The following is a 14724-nucleotide window of genomic DNA, read 5'->3' as shown; positions in this document are numbered from 1 at the left end:
CTGGCGATCGCGCTATCTTAAAAATTAACTTTCAAGATACGCGAAACTAATGAAAGGTGTTTACGCAATACGGTTCGGTTAAAGGTTTTTTCCCCTTTAACTCTTGCCCTTTTCCCCAAACCCTATTCTGAGTTCAAAATGCTTATCCGAACCGTATTGGGTGTTTACGGCTATATTTGGTTGAAATACTTATCTAATTCGCCGTTTTGTAAAATACCACATAGGATTAAAATTAAACATGAAGGCAACTGTTAACGATAAGCTACTCAAACAGCAATATTATATTAAATTGTCAATCCTCCAAAAGAAGTATATTAAAAATATTAATCAAGCCTATTTAGTTTAAATTGGGTAAGTAAGTTTGTAATAAGGACTAAAGTGCTTATTACAAAACCTCTTGTACTAGCTTAGACATTACATTAGTACAGCACGACGGAAATCTAGCTACTATCTCAATTAACTAGATAAGTTACTCTGAACAACTTGTTAAAGGTAGGCAAGTTTCCGCCACAGCGAACTAGTCGTTTTTGCTCAACTATACTCGATTGATGTAAAAATAGCACGCTTAATCAAGTAATATAAACTTAGTAAAAAAATGAGTAATAGTAAATTATATAAATTTTGGAAAAACAGGCTTGTATATTAATCAAACATTAATTACATGGAACAAGTCATTACTTCAATGGCAGATGCTTTGTTAGTCACCAGTAATTCAGGAAAAATAAAAAAAGTCAATCGTGCTGCTCAAGAATTATTTGGTTTTGAAGAAGAAGAATTAATAAATCAACCAATATCAGTAATCATTGATGAGGATCAACTTTTAATTAAAGCTATTTATCAACATTCTTATTTAAAGCCTAATTCCCAGAATCTAGAAGTAGTTTGCCGAACAAAAACTAGAGAAAAATTGTTGATTGCTTTTTCTTGCTCAGTGATTCCCAAAAAAACAGAAGGACTAGAAGATATTGTCTATATTGGTCGGGATATCACTGCTTGGCAACGCCGGGAACAGCGTACAAGTGCCCAGTATTCTATTACTCGTATATTATCCGAATCACAGAGCATAAGGCAGGCAATTCCACAAATTTTGCAGTCGATTTGTCAAAACTTGGGATGGGATTTAGGTGAACTTTGGACACCAAGCCAATATATTGGCACTTCGGTAGAAGGAGATAGTCTAAATGCAGTATTAAGGTGTGTGGAAATTTGGTCAAGTCGATTAGTTTCTGTCCGAGAGTTTAAAGCAATCACCTGGCAAACTACTTATACACCTAGTGTTGGCTTACCTGGTCGAATTTGGATCAGACGTTTGCCTTTGTGGATTAAAGATATCACAGTAGATGGAGATCAAAGGCGATCGCGACCGGCTGCGGAGGCTGGATTACACGCAGCTTTTGGCTTCCCCATTTTAGACGATAGTGAAATCTTAGGAGTAATGGTTTTCTTTAGCCGGGATTTACTACCAAAAGATAAAGACCTATTGCAAATGATGGGTTCTATTGGTAGCCAAATTGCCCAATTTATTAAACGCAAACAAGCAGAAGATGCTCTTGTGGAAAGTGAAGAACGATATCGAGATTTATTTGAAAATGCTAATGACTTGATTCAATGTGTTAATCCATCTGGTCGTTTTTTGTATGTCAATCGTGCATGGCGAGAAACTTTGGGATATAGCGAAGCTGAAATCGCAAATATGAGTGTTTTCGATATTATACATCCAGACTTTAAACAACACTGTTTGCAAAGGTTTTATCGTGTTTTATCAGGAAAAAAGCTTGGGCAAGTAACGGCCACATTCGTTACTAAAGACGGTCAAACAATCTTTCTAGAAGGTAATATTAATTGTAAATTTGTCGAAGGTCATCCAACTGCGATTCGCGGCATTTTTCGCAATGTCACCCAACGACTAGCAGCAGAAAAAGCGCTGCGCCATCAGCAGGAAGAAACCGAACGTTTATTGCTGAATATTTTACCAGCTGCAATTTCTAAAGAACTGAAAGAACAACCAGCTAGTATTGCCCAAGACTTTGCTGATGTCACAGTTTTATTTGCAGATATCGTTGGCTTTAGCGAAATTGCTACTTCTATAAATGCAATTCAACTGCTGAACCTACTCAGCTCAATTTTCTCAGCTTTCGATCGCCTCACCGAACGATACAGTTTAGAGAGAATCAAAACCATTAATGATGCTTATGTAGTGGTTGGTGGCTTACCTACACGCCGCCAAGATCGTGCTCAAGCGATCGCTCTGATGGCATTGGATATGCAAACTGCGATCGCTCTATTTAATATTGAGAATAACCAAAATTTCAACATCCGTATCGGCATCCATAGCGGTTCGGTAGTCGGGGAAGTCATCGATCTGAATAAGTTTACTTATGAACTCTGTAAAGACACGGTAAACATAGCTAGCTGCATGGAATCTCAAGGTATTGCTGGTAAAATCCAGGTTACAGAAAATACTTATAAGTGCTTGTGTGATGAATTTGTATTTGAAAAACGAGGCGAAATCGAAGTTAAAGGCAAAGGCAAGATGACAACTTATTTGTTGATTGGACGGAAGGAATGAGGGCATTGAGCATGGAAAGAGGCAGGGGGGCAGAGGGGCAGAGGGGCAGAGGGGCAGAGGGGCAGAGGAGAAAAACTTACTATAACTTCTCCCCTGCTCCCCTGCTCCCTACCTATCCCCTTAGTGAGTATTCGGAATCAGCCGTCCACAGGGATAAGTTGCTGTTTGCTGTGAAGCACTTTCAGCAACTGCTGCTGGAACCTGATCTGATGGTTGGGTTTTAGCTGCTAGATAGTCTTTTTGCAGTTTCTCTAAAATGGCTTCTCGCCTGTCGTATATACGCTTCAGGGGACGAGGCTGGCATTTGTTTAACACATACGCACTCACCAGTGGTAGAGCGATCGTGCTATCGGTATAACAAACGATTGTGTTAGGTAACTCATCCGGGTCAATTTTACCCCAACTGACAGCTTCCGATGGGGTTGCTCCAGATAAACCGCCTGTATCTGGACGTGCATCGGTAAATTGCACAAAGTAATCGTGTCCTCGTTCTTCTAACCCCAAAACCTCATGAAGTTGCGGTTGGGTTTGTAGCAAAAAGTTTTTAGGACTACCGCCACCAAGAATTACAGCCGCACTTTTACCTCCTGATTCACGGGCATTATATGCGATCGCTGCTGTCTCATTCACGTCAATTGATGGATCGATTACCAACTGCGAACCTTCCAATGCTAAAGCCGCGACGTTCATCCCAATTGAACTATCTCCTGGAGAAGACGTATAAATCGGTACACCGTACTCATAAGCTGTAGCTAGCAAGCAAGAATGCTGCACACCCAATTGCTTTTCTACTTCTCGGACATATTTACCTAGTAAATGGTGAAACTCAGCCGTTCCCATCCGCTTTTGAAACGCTTCTCCTTGGAGAATCTTGCGGATGAATGCATCAGTTTCTAGCAGCACATCATAACCGAAAATAATGTCATAAATGCGGATCGTGCCTTCTTGGCGCAGTTTCACATCATCCAAAAACGGATTACCAGCAAAGAGTTCAAAACCCAAACCGTAGTGCATATCGTGATAAAGATTTGCACCAGTGCTAATCATCCAGTCAATAAAGCCGTTGCGAATTAAGGGTGCAAGCGCTGAAACCCCAAATCCTGCTGGCGTCATCGCACCGGAAAGGCTAACTCCCACCGTGACACCTTCCGTTAGCACATCACGACTCAGTAGTTGGCAGATTTCCCGCAACCGCGCTGAGTTGTAAGCGGTGAAGTATCGATCGATCAAATCCACCACATTGATATCATTTGATATAGGTGTGGGTGCAATTTTTTGACCCAGCTGTTTAGACATTTTGGCACTCCCTAACAGTAAACACGCCGAATCTAATGGTATCTAGCTTTCAGCCAAAGTAACAGCAATACTTTTTTACTACTAGCTTGAAAAAGCAAGTGAGGAGTAGGAGAAGAAACCTTTTTCAGCCCTTTTGGGATTTTACTATGATTAGCTGTCTTGAAACCTTAGAAGCATTTCACAGGCACATTAGTCACATTGCTGCGAAATTGCACCATAACTTTACTAGCACTGGGTTGTATACAATCCAGAGTGGGCGATCGCTTACAATCATTCTTGACTATTTATCGCTAGCAAGTAGCAGTGTTACTTACTCTAGCTCTTTTCAGTATACGTCCAAGTTGCCATTGCCACCGATCAGCTTTGTAGCGAGCATCACAAGTTGCATCTCTTGCAGGTGAAGAGAGTTAAGTAAGGGACTTTCAAATAAAAAAATATCCAATTATTTATTGTGAGGTAGTCCGAAAAAGCTAGATTTGCGGATCACCTTCTAAATAGTAGTAATTTATTTTTTGGAAATCGCTAATACAAATTTAAAATCAAGAATGCAAAGATTTTAGCGTCAGTTTTATCTCTCACCTTTGTGAAGGACAGAAAACTAAATTTTATGTTTTCTCCCAATATATTGGGGGATTAAGTGGGGTAATTCGACTTGTGTGTACACCGTAGCCCAGACATCAAGGAGGGTGCGCAGGATACGCAAATATTTTTTAGTATAAGCCACGAATGCTGATTCTGGCGTGGTTTCAGGCAAATGCGTAATTTTTCTGTTTTGGAATGGTGATGCCTTAATGGACATTAGTATCAAAAAATTAACAATTAGTATTTTTTCTTTAATAACTATCTTAAATCTTTTAACTATGTGCTTAACTGTCTTAACTGTCTTCTAATTATTCAATTTTTGATTTAATTATCTGCTTAACTGTCTTAACTGTCTTAACTGTCTTTTAATTCTTCAACTTTTGATTTAACTATTTGCTTAACGGCTTCAATGTACAGCTTGCTTTTTATTTACAACTATGAAAAATTATGAGAACACCACGATCCAGTAATTAAATTTTATTTGCCAACAACTTCAAATAAAACGTACATAGTTCGTTATTTAGATTATGAGCATCTTAATATTATCGGCTTGAAACGAGCCACCACGAGCAAACCAGATGTGGGGATCTAGCTGGGTAGTGATGATAGTTGTGAACTGCAACAATGCTCAGACCGGCCACGAAACAAAGATAGCAAGAAGACCCCAGAGGAGGTTTAGCGCAGATCATGCAACCCTTTGAACTGCCAGAATTTTACACGCCTTGGCCCGCACGGCTGAACCCAAACCTGGAAGCGGCACGAATCCATTCCAAAGCCTGGGCCTACGAGATGGGGATACTTGGCTCAGAAGAAGAAGCACAAAGCTCGGTTATCTGGGATGAACATACATTTGACTCCCACGACTACGCCTTACTTTGCTCTTATACCCATCCAGATGCGCCAGAAGCGGAGCTTGACTTAGTAACCGACTGGTATGTTTGGGTATTCTTCTTCGATGATCACTTCCTGGAAATCTATAAGCGCACCCAAGACATGGCTGGGGCAAAGGAGTATCTTGACCGATTGCCAGCGTTTATGCCAGTGCATCCCACCGATACCCCTTCCGTTCCGACTAACCCAGTAGAGCGCGGCTTGGCTGATCTGTGGTCTCGCACCGCCTTTACTAAATCTGTGGACTGGCGACTTCGATTCTTTGAGAGTACCAAGAACCTCCTAGAAGAGTCTCTGTGGGAACTTGCCAATATCAACCAAGATCGAGTCGCCAACCCCATCGAATACATCGAGATGCGCCGTAAGGTTGGCGGCGCTCCGTGGTCAGCGGATCTCGTCGAACACGCCGTGTTTATAGAGATTCCGGCCGAAATCGCCTCGACTCGGCCAATGCGTATCCTCAAAGACACATTTGCTGATGGGGTGCATCTTCGCAATGATTTATTCTCCTACCAGAGAGAAGTGGAGGATGAAGGTGAGAACGCCAACTGCGTACTGGTCTTCGAGCGCTTTTTAAATGTCAGTACTCAGGAGGCGGCTAACCTTACCAACGAACTGCTGACCTCGCGGTTATACCAGTTTGATAACACTGCCGTCACCGAGTTGCCCCCCCTGTTTGAGGAGTACGGACTAGACCCAGTGGCTCGTGTGAATGTTCTCCTTTACATCAAAGGACTCCAGGACTGGCAATCGGGCGGTCACGAGTGGCACATGCGATCGAGCCGCTACATGAACAAGGGAGGAGACAATTCTTCGACATCTACAGTTCTGGGAGGCCCCACAGGGCTAGGCACATCGGCTGCGCGTATTCAATCCTTATACGCCGCCTTGGGTTTGGGAAGGTTCAAGAACTTTACTCACGTTCCATACCAGGCTGTCGGGCCAGTAACACTGCCGAAGTTTTATATGCCTTTCACTACAAGTTTGAATCCCCATCTGAATGCTGCGCGGAAGCATTCCAAGGAATGGGCGCGCCAGATGGGGATGCTGGAATCATTACCTGGGATTCCTGATGCCGTCATCTGGGATGACCACAAGTTTGATGTTGCCGATGTAGCCCTATGCGGTGCGTTGATCCATCCGAATGGGTCTGGTCACGAGCTGAATCTGACCGCCTGCTGGCTTGTTTGGGGAACCTATGCCGACGATTACTTCCCGGCGCTCTACGGGAATAACCGTAACATGGCTGGTGCGAAAGTGTTCAATGCCCGACTATCAGCGTTTATGCCTCTGGATGACTCCACCCCCAGTGAGGTTCCGACCAATCCGGTGGAAGCTGGCTTGGCAGATATTTGGTCTCGCACAGCTGGTCCCATGTCTGCCAACGCACGGACTCAGTTCCGCCGGGCGATTCAGGATATGACTGATAGCTGGGTGTGGGAACTCGCCAACCAGATCCAAAATCGGATTCCCGACCCGATAGATTATATTGAGATGCGCCGTAAGACCTTTGGCTCGGATCTGACCATGAGTCTGTCCCGACTAGCTCAGGGCAACGAGATCCCCCAGGAGATTTACCGCACCCGAACAATGCGATCGCTCGATAATTCCGCCGCCGACTTCGCCTGTTTTACCAACGATATCTTCTCCTATCAAAAAGAAATCGAATTCGAGGGTGAAATCCATAACTGTGTGCTGGTCGTTCAGAATTTCCTCAACTGCGGTAAACCACAGGCCGTTGAAGTTGTCAACAACCTGATGACCTCTAGGGCGCTCCAATTTCAACACATTGTCGCCACCGAACTGCCAGTTCTTTTCGATGATTTCGACCTGGATACAAGTACCCGCAAGCAACTGCTCGGATACGTCAAGAAACTAGAGCAGTGGATGTGCGGCGTACTCAAATGGCATATAACGGTAGACCGCTATAAGGAATTTGAATTGCGTAATTCGTTAGCAGGGCGGCTACTTAGCGGGCCCAGAGGGTTGGGTACTTCAGCTAGGCGTATTGGATCGGTAAGGGGAGTTTAAGGTCATTACTCGGTCAATGAAGTTAGGTTTTTGTCGCTGAGTTAGTTCAAGGTCAGTATGCGATCGCGTGAGATCGGTTTTTTTAGTAACTAAAAAGTGGAGGATTAAGTTGTGACGTATTCTAACGATCCCAATTTGAATGTAGAAGATCAGCAGCCCCATTTAACCTTGAGTACAGCAGCGGCGCGGAATTTGGCGACAACGGCCAAATCTGCACCGCAAACCCAGGAAATTACATCGCGGTGGTTATTGAAGTTATTGCCGTGGGTGCAGACAAAAGGTGGCGCCTATCGGGTCAACCGTCGGTTAAATTATTCTGTGGGTGATGGACGGGTGACTTTCACCAACACTGGAGCGGCGGTGCAGGTGATTCCTTTAGAACTTACTGAGTTGCCCTTGCTGCGAGGGTTTAACAACCTTGACGTATTGATCGGGTTAGCAAACCAGTTTGTTCAGCAAGAGTATGCTCCAGATGATGTAATCGTTGAACTTGGCCAGCCTGCCGATCGCGTGATTCTGATTGCTCGTGGTAAGGTCAACAAGATTGGTGTTGGCAAGTATGGCGAGCAGATTGTGTACGATGTGCTAGCGGACGGCGACCATTTCGGTGATGAAACTGTGGTGCAGTCCCAGGATACTTGGCAGTACACCCTCAAGGCGATTACCAGAACCATCGTTTTGTCGCTACCCCAAGCGGTGTTTGAGAGGGCGATCAATCAGTCCGAGGCGTTGCGAACTCATGTTGAACAGTTCCGCGTCCGTCTGAGCCAGCCACAGACTCCCCAAGGTGAAGCTGCCATTGAACTGGCGGCAAATCATCCCCAAGAGGCTGAGTTGCCCGGAACCTTCGCTGATTACGAACTCAAACCCAGGGAATATGAGTTGAGCATTGCTCAAACGGTGTTGCGAGTAAGTACGCGGGTAGCCGATCTGTACAATGAACCGTACAACCAGACTGAAGAACAACTGCGGCTGACTATTGAGGCATTGCGGGAACGTCAAGAATACGAGTTGCTCAACAACCGCGAATTCGGGTTGCTCCATAACGCCGACCTCAAACAACGTATCTACAGCAGTAGCGGCGCACCTACCCCCGACGACTTGGACGAGCTGTTAGCGACGGTATGGAAGGAGCCGGGATTCTTCCTGGCTCACCCCCGCACGATCGCTGCCTTCGGTCGTGAGGCCAACCGCTTGGGTCTCTATCCACAAAGCGTAGATGTGAATGGCGTTCAGGTCACATCTTGGCGCGGCGTACCTATCTTTCCTTCCAGCAAGATCCCCATCACCAATAACCGCACCAGTTCTATCCTTTTACTCCGCACTGGTGTAGAAAAACAAGGGGTAATCGGCTTACATCAAACTGGTATCCCCGATGAATACCAACCCAGCTTGTCTGTTCGATTCATGGGCATCAGCGAAAAGGCGATCATTTCCTACCTCGTCACCGCCTACTACTCCGCAGCCGTCCTCACTCCTGACGCACTTGGTATCCTCGAAGATGTTGAAATCGGGCGCTAAATAGAATGGCACTAAGTTAAGACACAGCCCTTGCCCTGACTGGTTCTCAGCCTGGAGGCTGAAAACCCATTCTGGGAGGCTCTGCCTCCTCTTTCTTGACGAGAGGCAGAGCCTCTCTGAATACATTCCCAGTCTTAAGACTGGGAACGAGACTAAACAAGCCTTTGGGCTTTTCTTAGTGCCATTCGGCGCTAAATATTAGGAGTGCTGAGTGCTGAGTGATTAAAAATTAGGACTGACTGTTGATACCCTGCAAGAAAGTAGGCGGTCTTTTAACTCAGCACTTGGAACTCAGCACTCAGCACTGAATGGCACTTTTATTAATAACTAGAGGATGAGGTGATGACGGATTTTATTGAATCAAATTTAAATGTTGAGAGTGGACAACCTCAACTGAGTTTGAGTAAAGATGCTGCGCGTAATTTGTCCACGACCACCAAATCTGCACCGCAAACGCAGGAAATTACCTCACGATGGTTGTTGAAGATGTTGCCGTGGGTGCAAACGAAGGGTGGGACTTATCGAGTTAACCGTCGGTTGACCTATACGGTGGGTGATGGACGGTTAAGTTTCTCTAACACCGGAGCCGAAGTGCAGGTGATTCCCCAGGAACTTGGTGAGTTGCCCTTGCTGCGAGGATTTGACGACACCGAGGTGCTGAGGGCGTTGGCAAGTCGGTTTGTTCAGCAGGAGTTCGCGCCTGGTGATATCATTGTCCAGTCAGGTCAGCCAGCCAATCAGCTTTTCTTGATCGCACATGGCAAGGTAAACAAGATTGGTATTGGCAAGTATGACGAGCAGCCTCTGTTGGATATGCTAGCTGACGGTGATTATTTCGGCGATCGCGTGTTGGTGGAGTCAGAAAGCAATTGGAAGTTTACGGTCAAAGCTGTGACCCGATGCACGGTATTGGCGCTACCACAACAGGCATTTCGAGAACAGCTCAACCAGTCGCCGGCGTTGCAGGCTCAGGTTGAGCAATTTAGGATTCGCGCCGAACTTCCACAAAACAAGTATGGGGAAGCTGCGATCGCGTTGTCAACCGGTCATAGTCAAGAGACGACGTTACCAGGAACATTTGTTGACTACGAACTCTCACCCCGCGAATATCAATTAAGCATTGCTCAGACTGTGTTGCGAGTAAGTACTCGCGTTGCGGATCTGTACAATCAACCATACAACCAGACGGAAGAACAATTGCGGCTGACGATTGAGGCATTGCGGGAACGTCAAGAATACGAGTTGATCAACAACCGCGAATTTGGATTGTTGCACAACGCCGACCTCAAACAGCGCATCTACACCCGCAGCGGCCCCCCCACTCCCGATGACCTGGATGAACTGGTCACTCGTCGGCGGAAGCCGAGGTTCTTCTTGGCTCATCCCCGCACTATTGCAGCCTTCGGTCGCCAGTGCAACCGTCGAGGCATCTATCCAGACACCATAGACATGGATGGGAGCAAAATAATCACGTGGCGCAATGTACCGATTCTGCCCTGTAACAAGATCCCGATTACTAAGAATCAAACCAGTTCTATCCTTATACTCCGCACTGGTGAGAAAGATCAGGGCGTGATTGGCTTACATCAAACTGGTATCCCGGATGAATACCAACCCAGTTTGTCTGTCCGATTCATGGGCATCAGCGAAAAGGCCATTATCTCCTACCTTGTTACAGCCTACTACTCCGCAGCTGTTCTCATCCCCGACGCACTTGGCATCCTTGAAGATGTGGAAATCGGTTTGTAACTTTTTTGAGTGGAATATGAGTCAATTTTGGTAGTGTCAAAATAAGAGTTAATACGAAACTCATAACTCACCACTCAAAACTGATGCAAGATAGGCAAGAACAAATTTCGCAAGTGGTAGTAACTGCTGGGCAGATGCGCGATATTGAAAAGCGAATCTTTGCAGCGGGAATGCCTGTAGTTGCTTTGATGGAAAAGGTAGCGGGATTAATTGCTCGTCGCATTCCAGAAATTCCTGCAAACACCCCTTTGTTAAGGGGATCTCGTGTGGGAATTCTTGTCGGCCCAGGTCATAATGGTGGCGATGCTTTAGTCGTAGCTCGTGAATTATACTTTCGTGGGTATAAAGTTTGGATTTATTCTCCTTTTTCTAAGCTTAAAGAATTAACTTCGCAGCACTTGCAATATGCCCAGAGTTTGGGCATTCCAATTTATCAAACAATTGAGCAACTGCCAGATTCTGATTTGTTGATTGATGGCTTGTTTGGATTTGGTTTAGAAAAAAACCTGACCGATCCCATTGCCTCTGCAATTAATCAGTTAAATGAATTATCTATACCGATTTATAGTATCGATTTACCTTCAGGTTTACACACCGACACTGGCGTTGTATTGGGAACTGCCATTCGCGCCACTCACACATTTTGCTTAGGTTTATGGAAACTTGCTTTCTTCCAAGATCGAGCGTTGGAATATCTTGGTAAAGTTGAGTTAATCGATTTCGATATTCCTTTAGCTGATGTAGAAGCTGTTCTCAAAGATGCACCTAAAATTAAACTTATTACACGAGCAAAGGCACTTGCTACTTTACCTTTACCCCGTCCATCAGTTACTCACAAATATAAGGAAGGACATTTACTGCTGATTTGCGGTTCGCGGCGCTATGCAGGTGGGGCGATTTTAACTGGTTTGGGTGCTAGGGCTAGTGGTGTCGGGATGCTTTCGATTGCCGTACCCGAATCCCTGAAATCTCTTTTGGTGTCACACTTGCCAGAAGCGCTAATTGTCGGTTGTCCAGAGACGGAAACCGGAGCCATAGCCCAATTAAAATTACCAGAAAAAACCGATTTAAGTTCCTTCAATGCGATCGCTTGTGGCCCTGGTTTAACACGAGATGCTACGCCCATTGTCCAAGAAGCGATCGATAGCAATCGCCCTTTGCTTCTCGATGCCGATGGTTTAAATATCTTGGCACAAATGAGAGCGATCGCCACATTAAAAAAACGCCAAGCAGTAACCGTACTCACACCCCATACTGGCGAATTTGAACGATTGTTTCCTGATGTCGCCGATGCCAAACATGACAGAGTGAAAGCTGTACAAGAAGCAACCGCCCAAAGTGGGGCGATAGTATTGTTAAAAGGGGCAAGAACTGCGATCGCCAACCCTCAAGGTGACGTTTGGATTGTTCCTGAAAGCACACCCGCCTTAGCCCGTGGCGGTAGTGGCGACGTGTTAACTGGGCTACTGGGCGGATTGTTAGCGCAAGCAGCAACTAAACAGATTCCCCTAGAAAATATTGTGGCAACTGCCGCTTGGTGGCATTCACAAGCAGGTATTTCAGCAGCCCAAGAGCGTACCGAATTAGGTGTAGATGCGTTTACATTGACACAATATTTGATGAAAGCTCTAACTTAGTCAAATTCCTCGTTCCCAGTCTCCGACTGGGAACGAGGAATTGGGATCAGGGATTGACTAAATACCAATGCTGTAGCGCCAACTGCTGAATTTCGCGCCAGGGAATATTATGTTTTCGGGCTAAGTCTGCACAATCTTCATATTCTGGCTGCACATTTGCAATAACTTTTTCTGGTGATCGCCCTTTCCATGCTACTTTGACACGCACCTTGCCGTATTCCGTTTCCACTTGTTGAATTTCTCGTTGTAAAATAGCGCGTTGCTGAGTTGTGCGACGAATGCCTAAAGTTGTAGTTTCGCGGAAGATGACAGCTTCACAACTGAGTAAATTTTCTGGATGACAAATCACAGTCAGCAACATCCCTGGACGCGACTTTTTCATACCGATCGCTTGGGTAAAAACATCCAGCGCACCAGCCGCAAACAACGCCTCAAACGCATAGCCGATAGCTTGTGGACTTAAATCATCAATTTGGGTTTCTAATACCGAGATGGTTTCCAAATTTGAGCTAGTATCTTCAGAATCACTGAAATTTGACTGCAAACTTGTGCTTTCACCCAACCAGAGGCGTAAAATATTGGGAATGGGTAAATTGATGGTTCCTGCTCCCAATCCTATCTGCTTGATAGCGATCGCAGGTGGTGAACCAAAATCTCTTGCTAAAGTAGTGGCGATCGCGGCTCCTGTTGGTGTTACTAATTCTCTGTCAATGCCATTACTATAAACTGGACAACCCCGCATTTCCCACAGCTTTAATACCGCTGGTACTGGTACTGCCATCTGACCATGTGCAGCCCGAACAGTGCCGCCACCAGTCGGAAACGCCGAGCAGTAAAGTAGGGGCAATCCTTCGCTATTGCTTTCAATCCCCAACCAATCCAACCCCAGGCAAGTACCCACAATATCTACGATTGCATCTATAGCACCAACCTCATGAAAATGAACTTTTTCAGGTGAAATGCCATGCACCGCCCCTTCTGCCACTGCTAGCTGCCGAAATACCGCCAAACTCCAAGCTTCTGCCCTTGATGGCAACTGAGCTTTGAGAATCATCTGCTCTATTTCTGGCAAGTGGCGTGTGTGATGGTGACTGTGTTCGTGGTCGTGGTGATGGTGGTGATGGCGATCGTGTACTAAATCCACATGGACTTTAGTCGCCTGTTGACCATTCGGTTGGACAAGTTCCGCCCTTAACTGATATTCCTGTTCAATACCCAACCCATTAAGTTTTTCAATTAAATACTCCACAGGAACACCCAAACTTACCAAAGCACCCAGGCACATATCACCAGAAATTCCTGTCGGACATTGAAGATAAGCGATTTTATTCATAGTCATTAGTTATTAGTCATTGGTCATTAGTCATTAGTCATTAGTCAAGAATAATTTTTTATTCTCCCCAATCCCCAGTCCCCAATCCCCAATCCCCAGTCCCCAATCCCCAATCCCCGTCCTATGGCAAAAATTTTCCCAGTTCATCCGGATAATCCTCAAATTCGCCGAATAGAGGAAATAAAGTCGGCGCTCTCTAGTGGCGCAGTCATGCTTTACCCTACTGATACAGTCTATGCGATCGGTTGTGATTTGAATGCTAAGTCGGCGGTAGAACGAGTGCGGCAAATTAAACAGCTAGCAAACGATAAACCATTGACATTTTTATGTCCCTCGCTTTCAAATGTGGCAACTTATGCCTTCGTAAGTGACACAGCCTATCGGATTATGAAACGTCTGATTCCAGGGCCATACACGTTTTTGCTCCCAGCTACGAAGTTAGTACCGCGATTGGTGCAAAGCCCCAAGCGGAAAACTACTGGAATTAGAGTACCAAACCATACTGTGTGTTTGGAGTTGCTGGCAGCCTTGGGCAATCCGATTATCTCAACTTCAGCACATCTGCCACCAGATGAAGCAGATAATGGCATGATTCGGATAGATCCTGAAACGATTCAGTCGCGGGTAGAGCTATTCGATCGTTTGGACAAGTTGGTAGACATAATTGTAGACACTGGCGAGGAACCTACATTTGAAGTATCTACCATCCTAGATATGACCGGAGACGAAGCAGCAATTATACGGAGGGGTTTAGGTTGGGAAGCAGCAGCAGCATGGGTATAAAAATTCCACTTCACAGGCGCACCTCTCGGTTTCGGAAATTGTGATAAAAACAACTCCAGTTTTAAAATTGTCATATTTAAAAGCGATGTCTAGGATGGGCTGTTCCGTGAGGCAGTGGATATAAGAGGATGGGGGCAAAACTTGGCATAGTAAGGTATTTGACAACTTTCAGAAAATGGCGGGTACTCGTGTGCCAGTGTTGAGATGGTGGCTTGTGAAGAAAACCGACACATTGCCATAACTGTAACTCTTTCGTATTTCCTATAGTTTTGATATATGAGCTTTAGATGTGAGCATTATATACGGCAAGTCTTGATGGATGAATGCCTAAT

The 14724-nt window shown here is 45.3% G+C and carries 8 protein-coding genes; 6 read left to right on the top strand and 2 right to left on the bottom strand.

The annotated features are described in order from the left end of the window. The first annotated feature begins 661 nt into the window (after window positions 1-661). Window positions 662-2569 carry an adenylate/guanylate cyclase domain-containing protein gene (locus RMY16_RS08730; protein WP_322736044.1) on the top strand — a complete coding sequence of 636 codons (1908 nt, stop codon included), beginning with the start codon at window positions 662-664 and terminating at the stop codon, window positions 2567-2569. Between the two features lie 120 nt (window positions 2570-2689). Here the strand turns inward: RMY16_RS08730 and RMY16_RS08725 are convergent, their stop codons facing one another. Then, complete coding sequence (locus tag RMY16_RS08725) at window positions 2690-3865, bottom strand: homospermidine biosynthesis protein (protein WP_322736043.1); 1176 nt, start codon at window positions 3863-3865, stop codon at window positions 2690-2692. 1269 nt (window positions 3866-5134) lie between these two features. Here RMY16_RS08725 and RMY16_RS08720 point away from each other — a divergent pair. The 4 genes from RMY16_RS08720 (at window position 5135) to RMY16_RS08705 (ending at window position 12276) form a co-directional block, all read left to right on the top strand. Beyond that, a complete protein-coding gene (locus tag RMY16_RS08720; protein WP_322736042.1) occupies window positions 5135-7369 on the top strand; it encodes a family 2 encapsulin nanocompartment cargo protein terpene cyclase in 2235 nt (744 codons plus the stop codon). Between the two features lie 111 nt (window positions 7370-7480). Then, a complete protein-coding gene (locus RMY16_RS08715; protein ID WP_322736040.1) occupies window positions 7481-8890 on the top strand; it encodes a family 2B encapsulin nanocompartment shell protein in 1410 nt (469 codons plus the stop codon). Between the two features lie 342 nt (window positions 8891-9232). After that, window positions 9233-10639: a family 2B encapsulin nanocompartment shell protein gene (locus RMY16_RS08710; RefSeq protein WP_322736039.1), complete on the top strand. Its 1407-nt coding sequence runs from the start codon at window positions 9233-9235 to the stop codon at window positions 10637-10639. 83 nt (window positions 10640-10722) lie between these two features. After that, complete coding sequence (locus RMY16_RS08705) at window positions 10723-12276, top strand: NAD(P)H-hydrate dehydratase (protein ID WP_322736038.1); 1554 nt, start codon at window positions 10723-10725, stop codon at window positions 12274-12276. 46 nt (window positions 12277-12322) lie between these two features. Here RMY16_RS08705 and larC read toward each other — a convergent pair whose 3' ends face one another. Beyond that, window positions 12323-13609, bottom strand: a complete 1287-nt coding sequence (gene larC, locus RMY16_RS08700; RefSeq protein ID WP_322736098.1) for a nickel pincer cofactor biosynthesis protein LarC — start codon at window positions 13607-13609, stop codon at window positions 12323-12325. Between the two features lie 123 nt (window positions 13610-13732). Between larC and RMY16_RS08695 the strand changes: the two genes are divergently transcribed. Further along, complete coding sequence (locus RMY16_RS08695; protein ID WP_322673399.1) at window positions 13733-14392, top strand: L-threonylcarbamoyladenylate synthase; 660 nt, start codon at window positions 13733-13735, stop codon at window positions 14390-14392. Window positions 14393-14724 lie beyond the last annotated feature (332 nt).

Origin of the sequence: Nostoc sp. DedQUE12b (assembly GCF_034530835.1) — a bacterium.
In the GTDB taxonomy this organism is placed as follows: Bacteria; Cyanobacteriota; Cyanobacteriia; order Cyanobacteriales; family Nostocaceae; genus Nostoc.
Note: the sequence above shows the minus strand (reverse complement) of the source record. Positions and strands in the feature narration are given on the sequence as shown.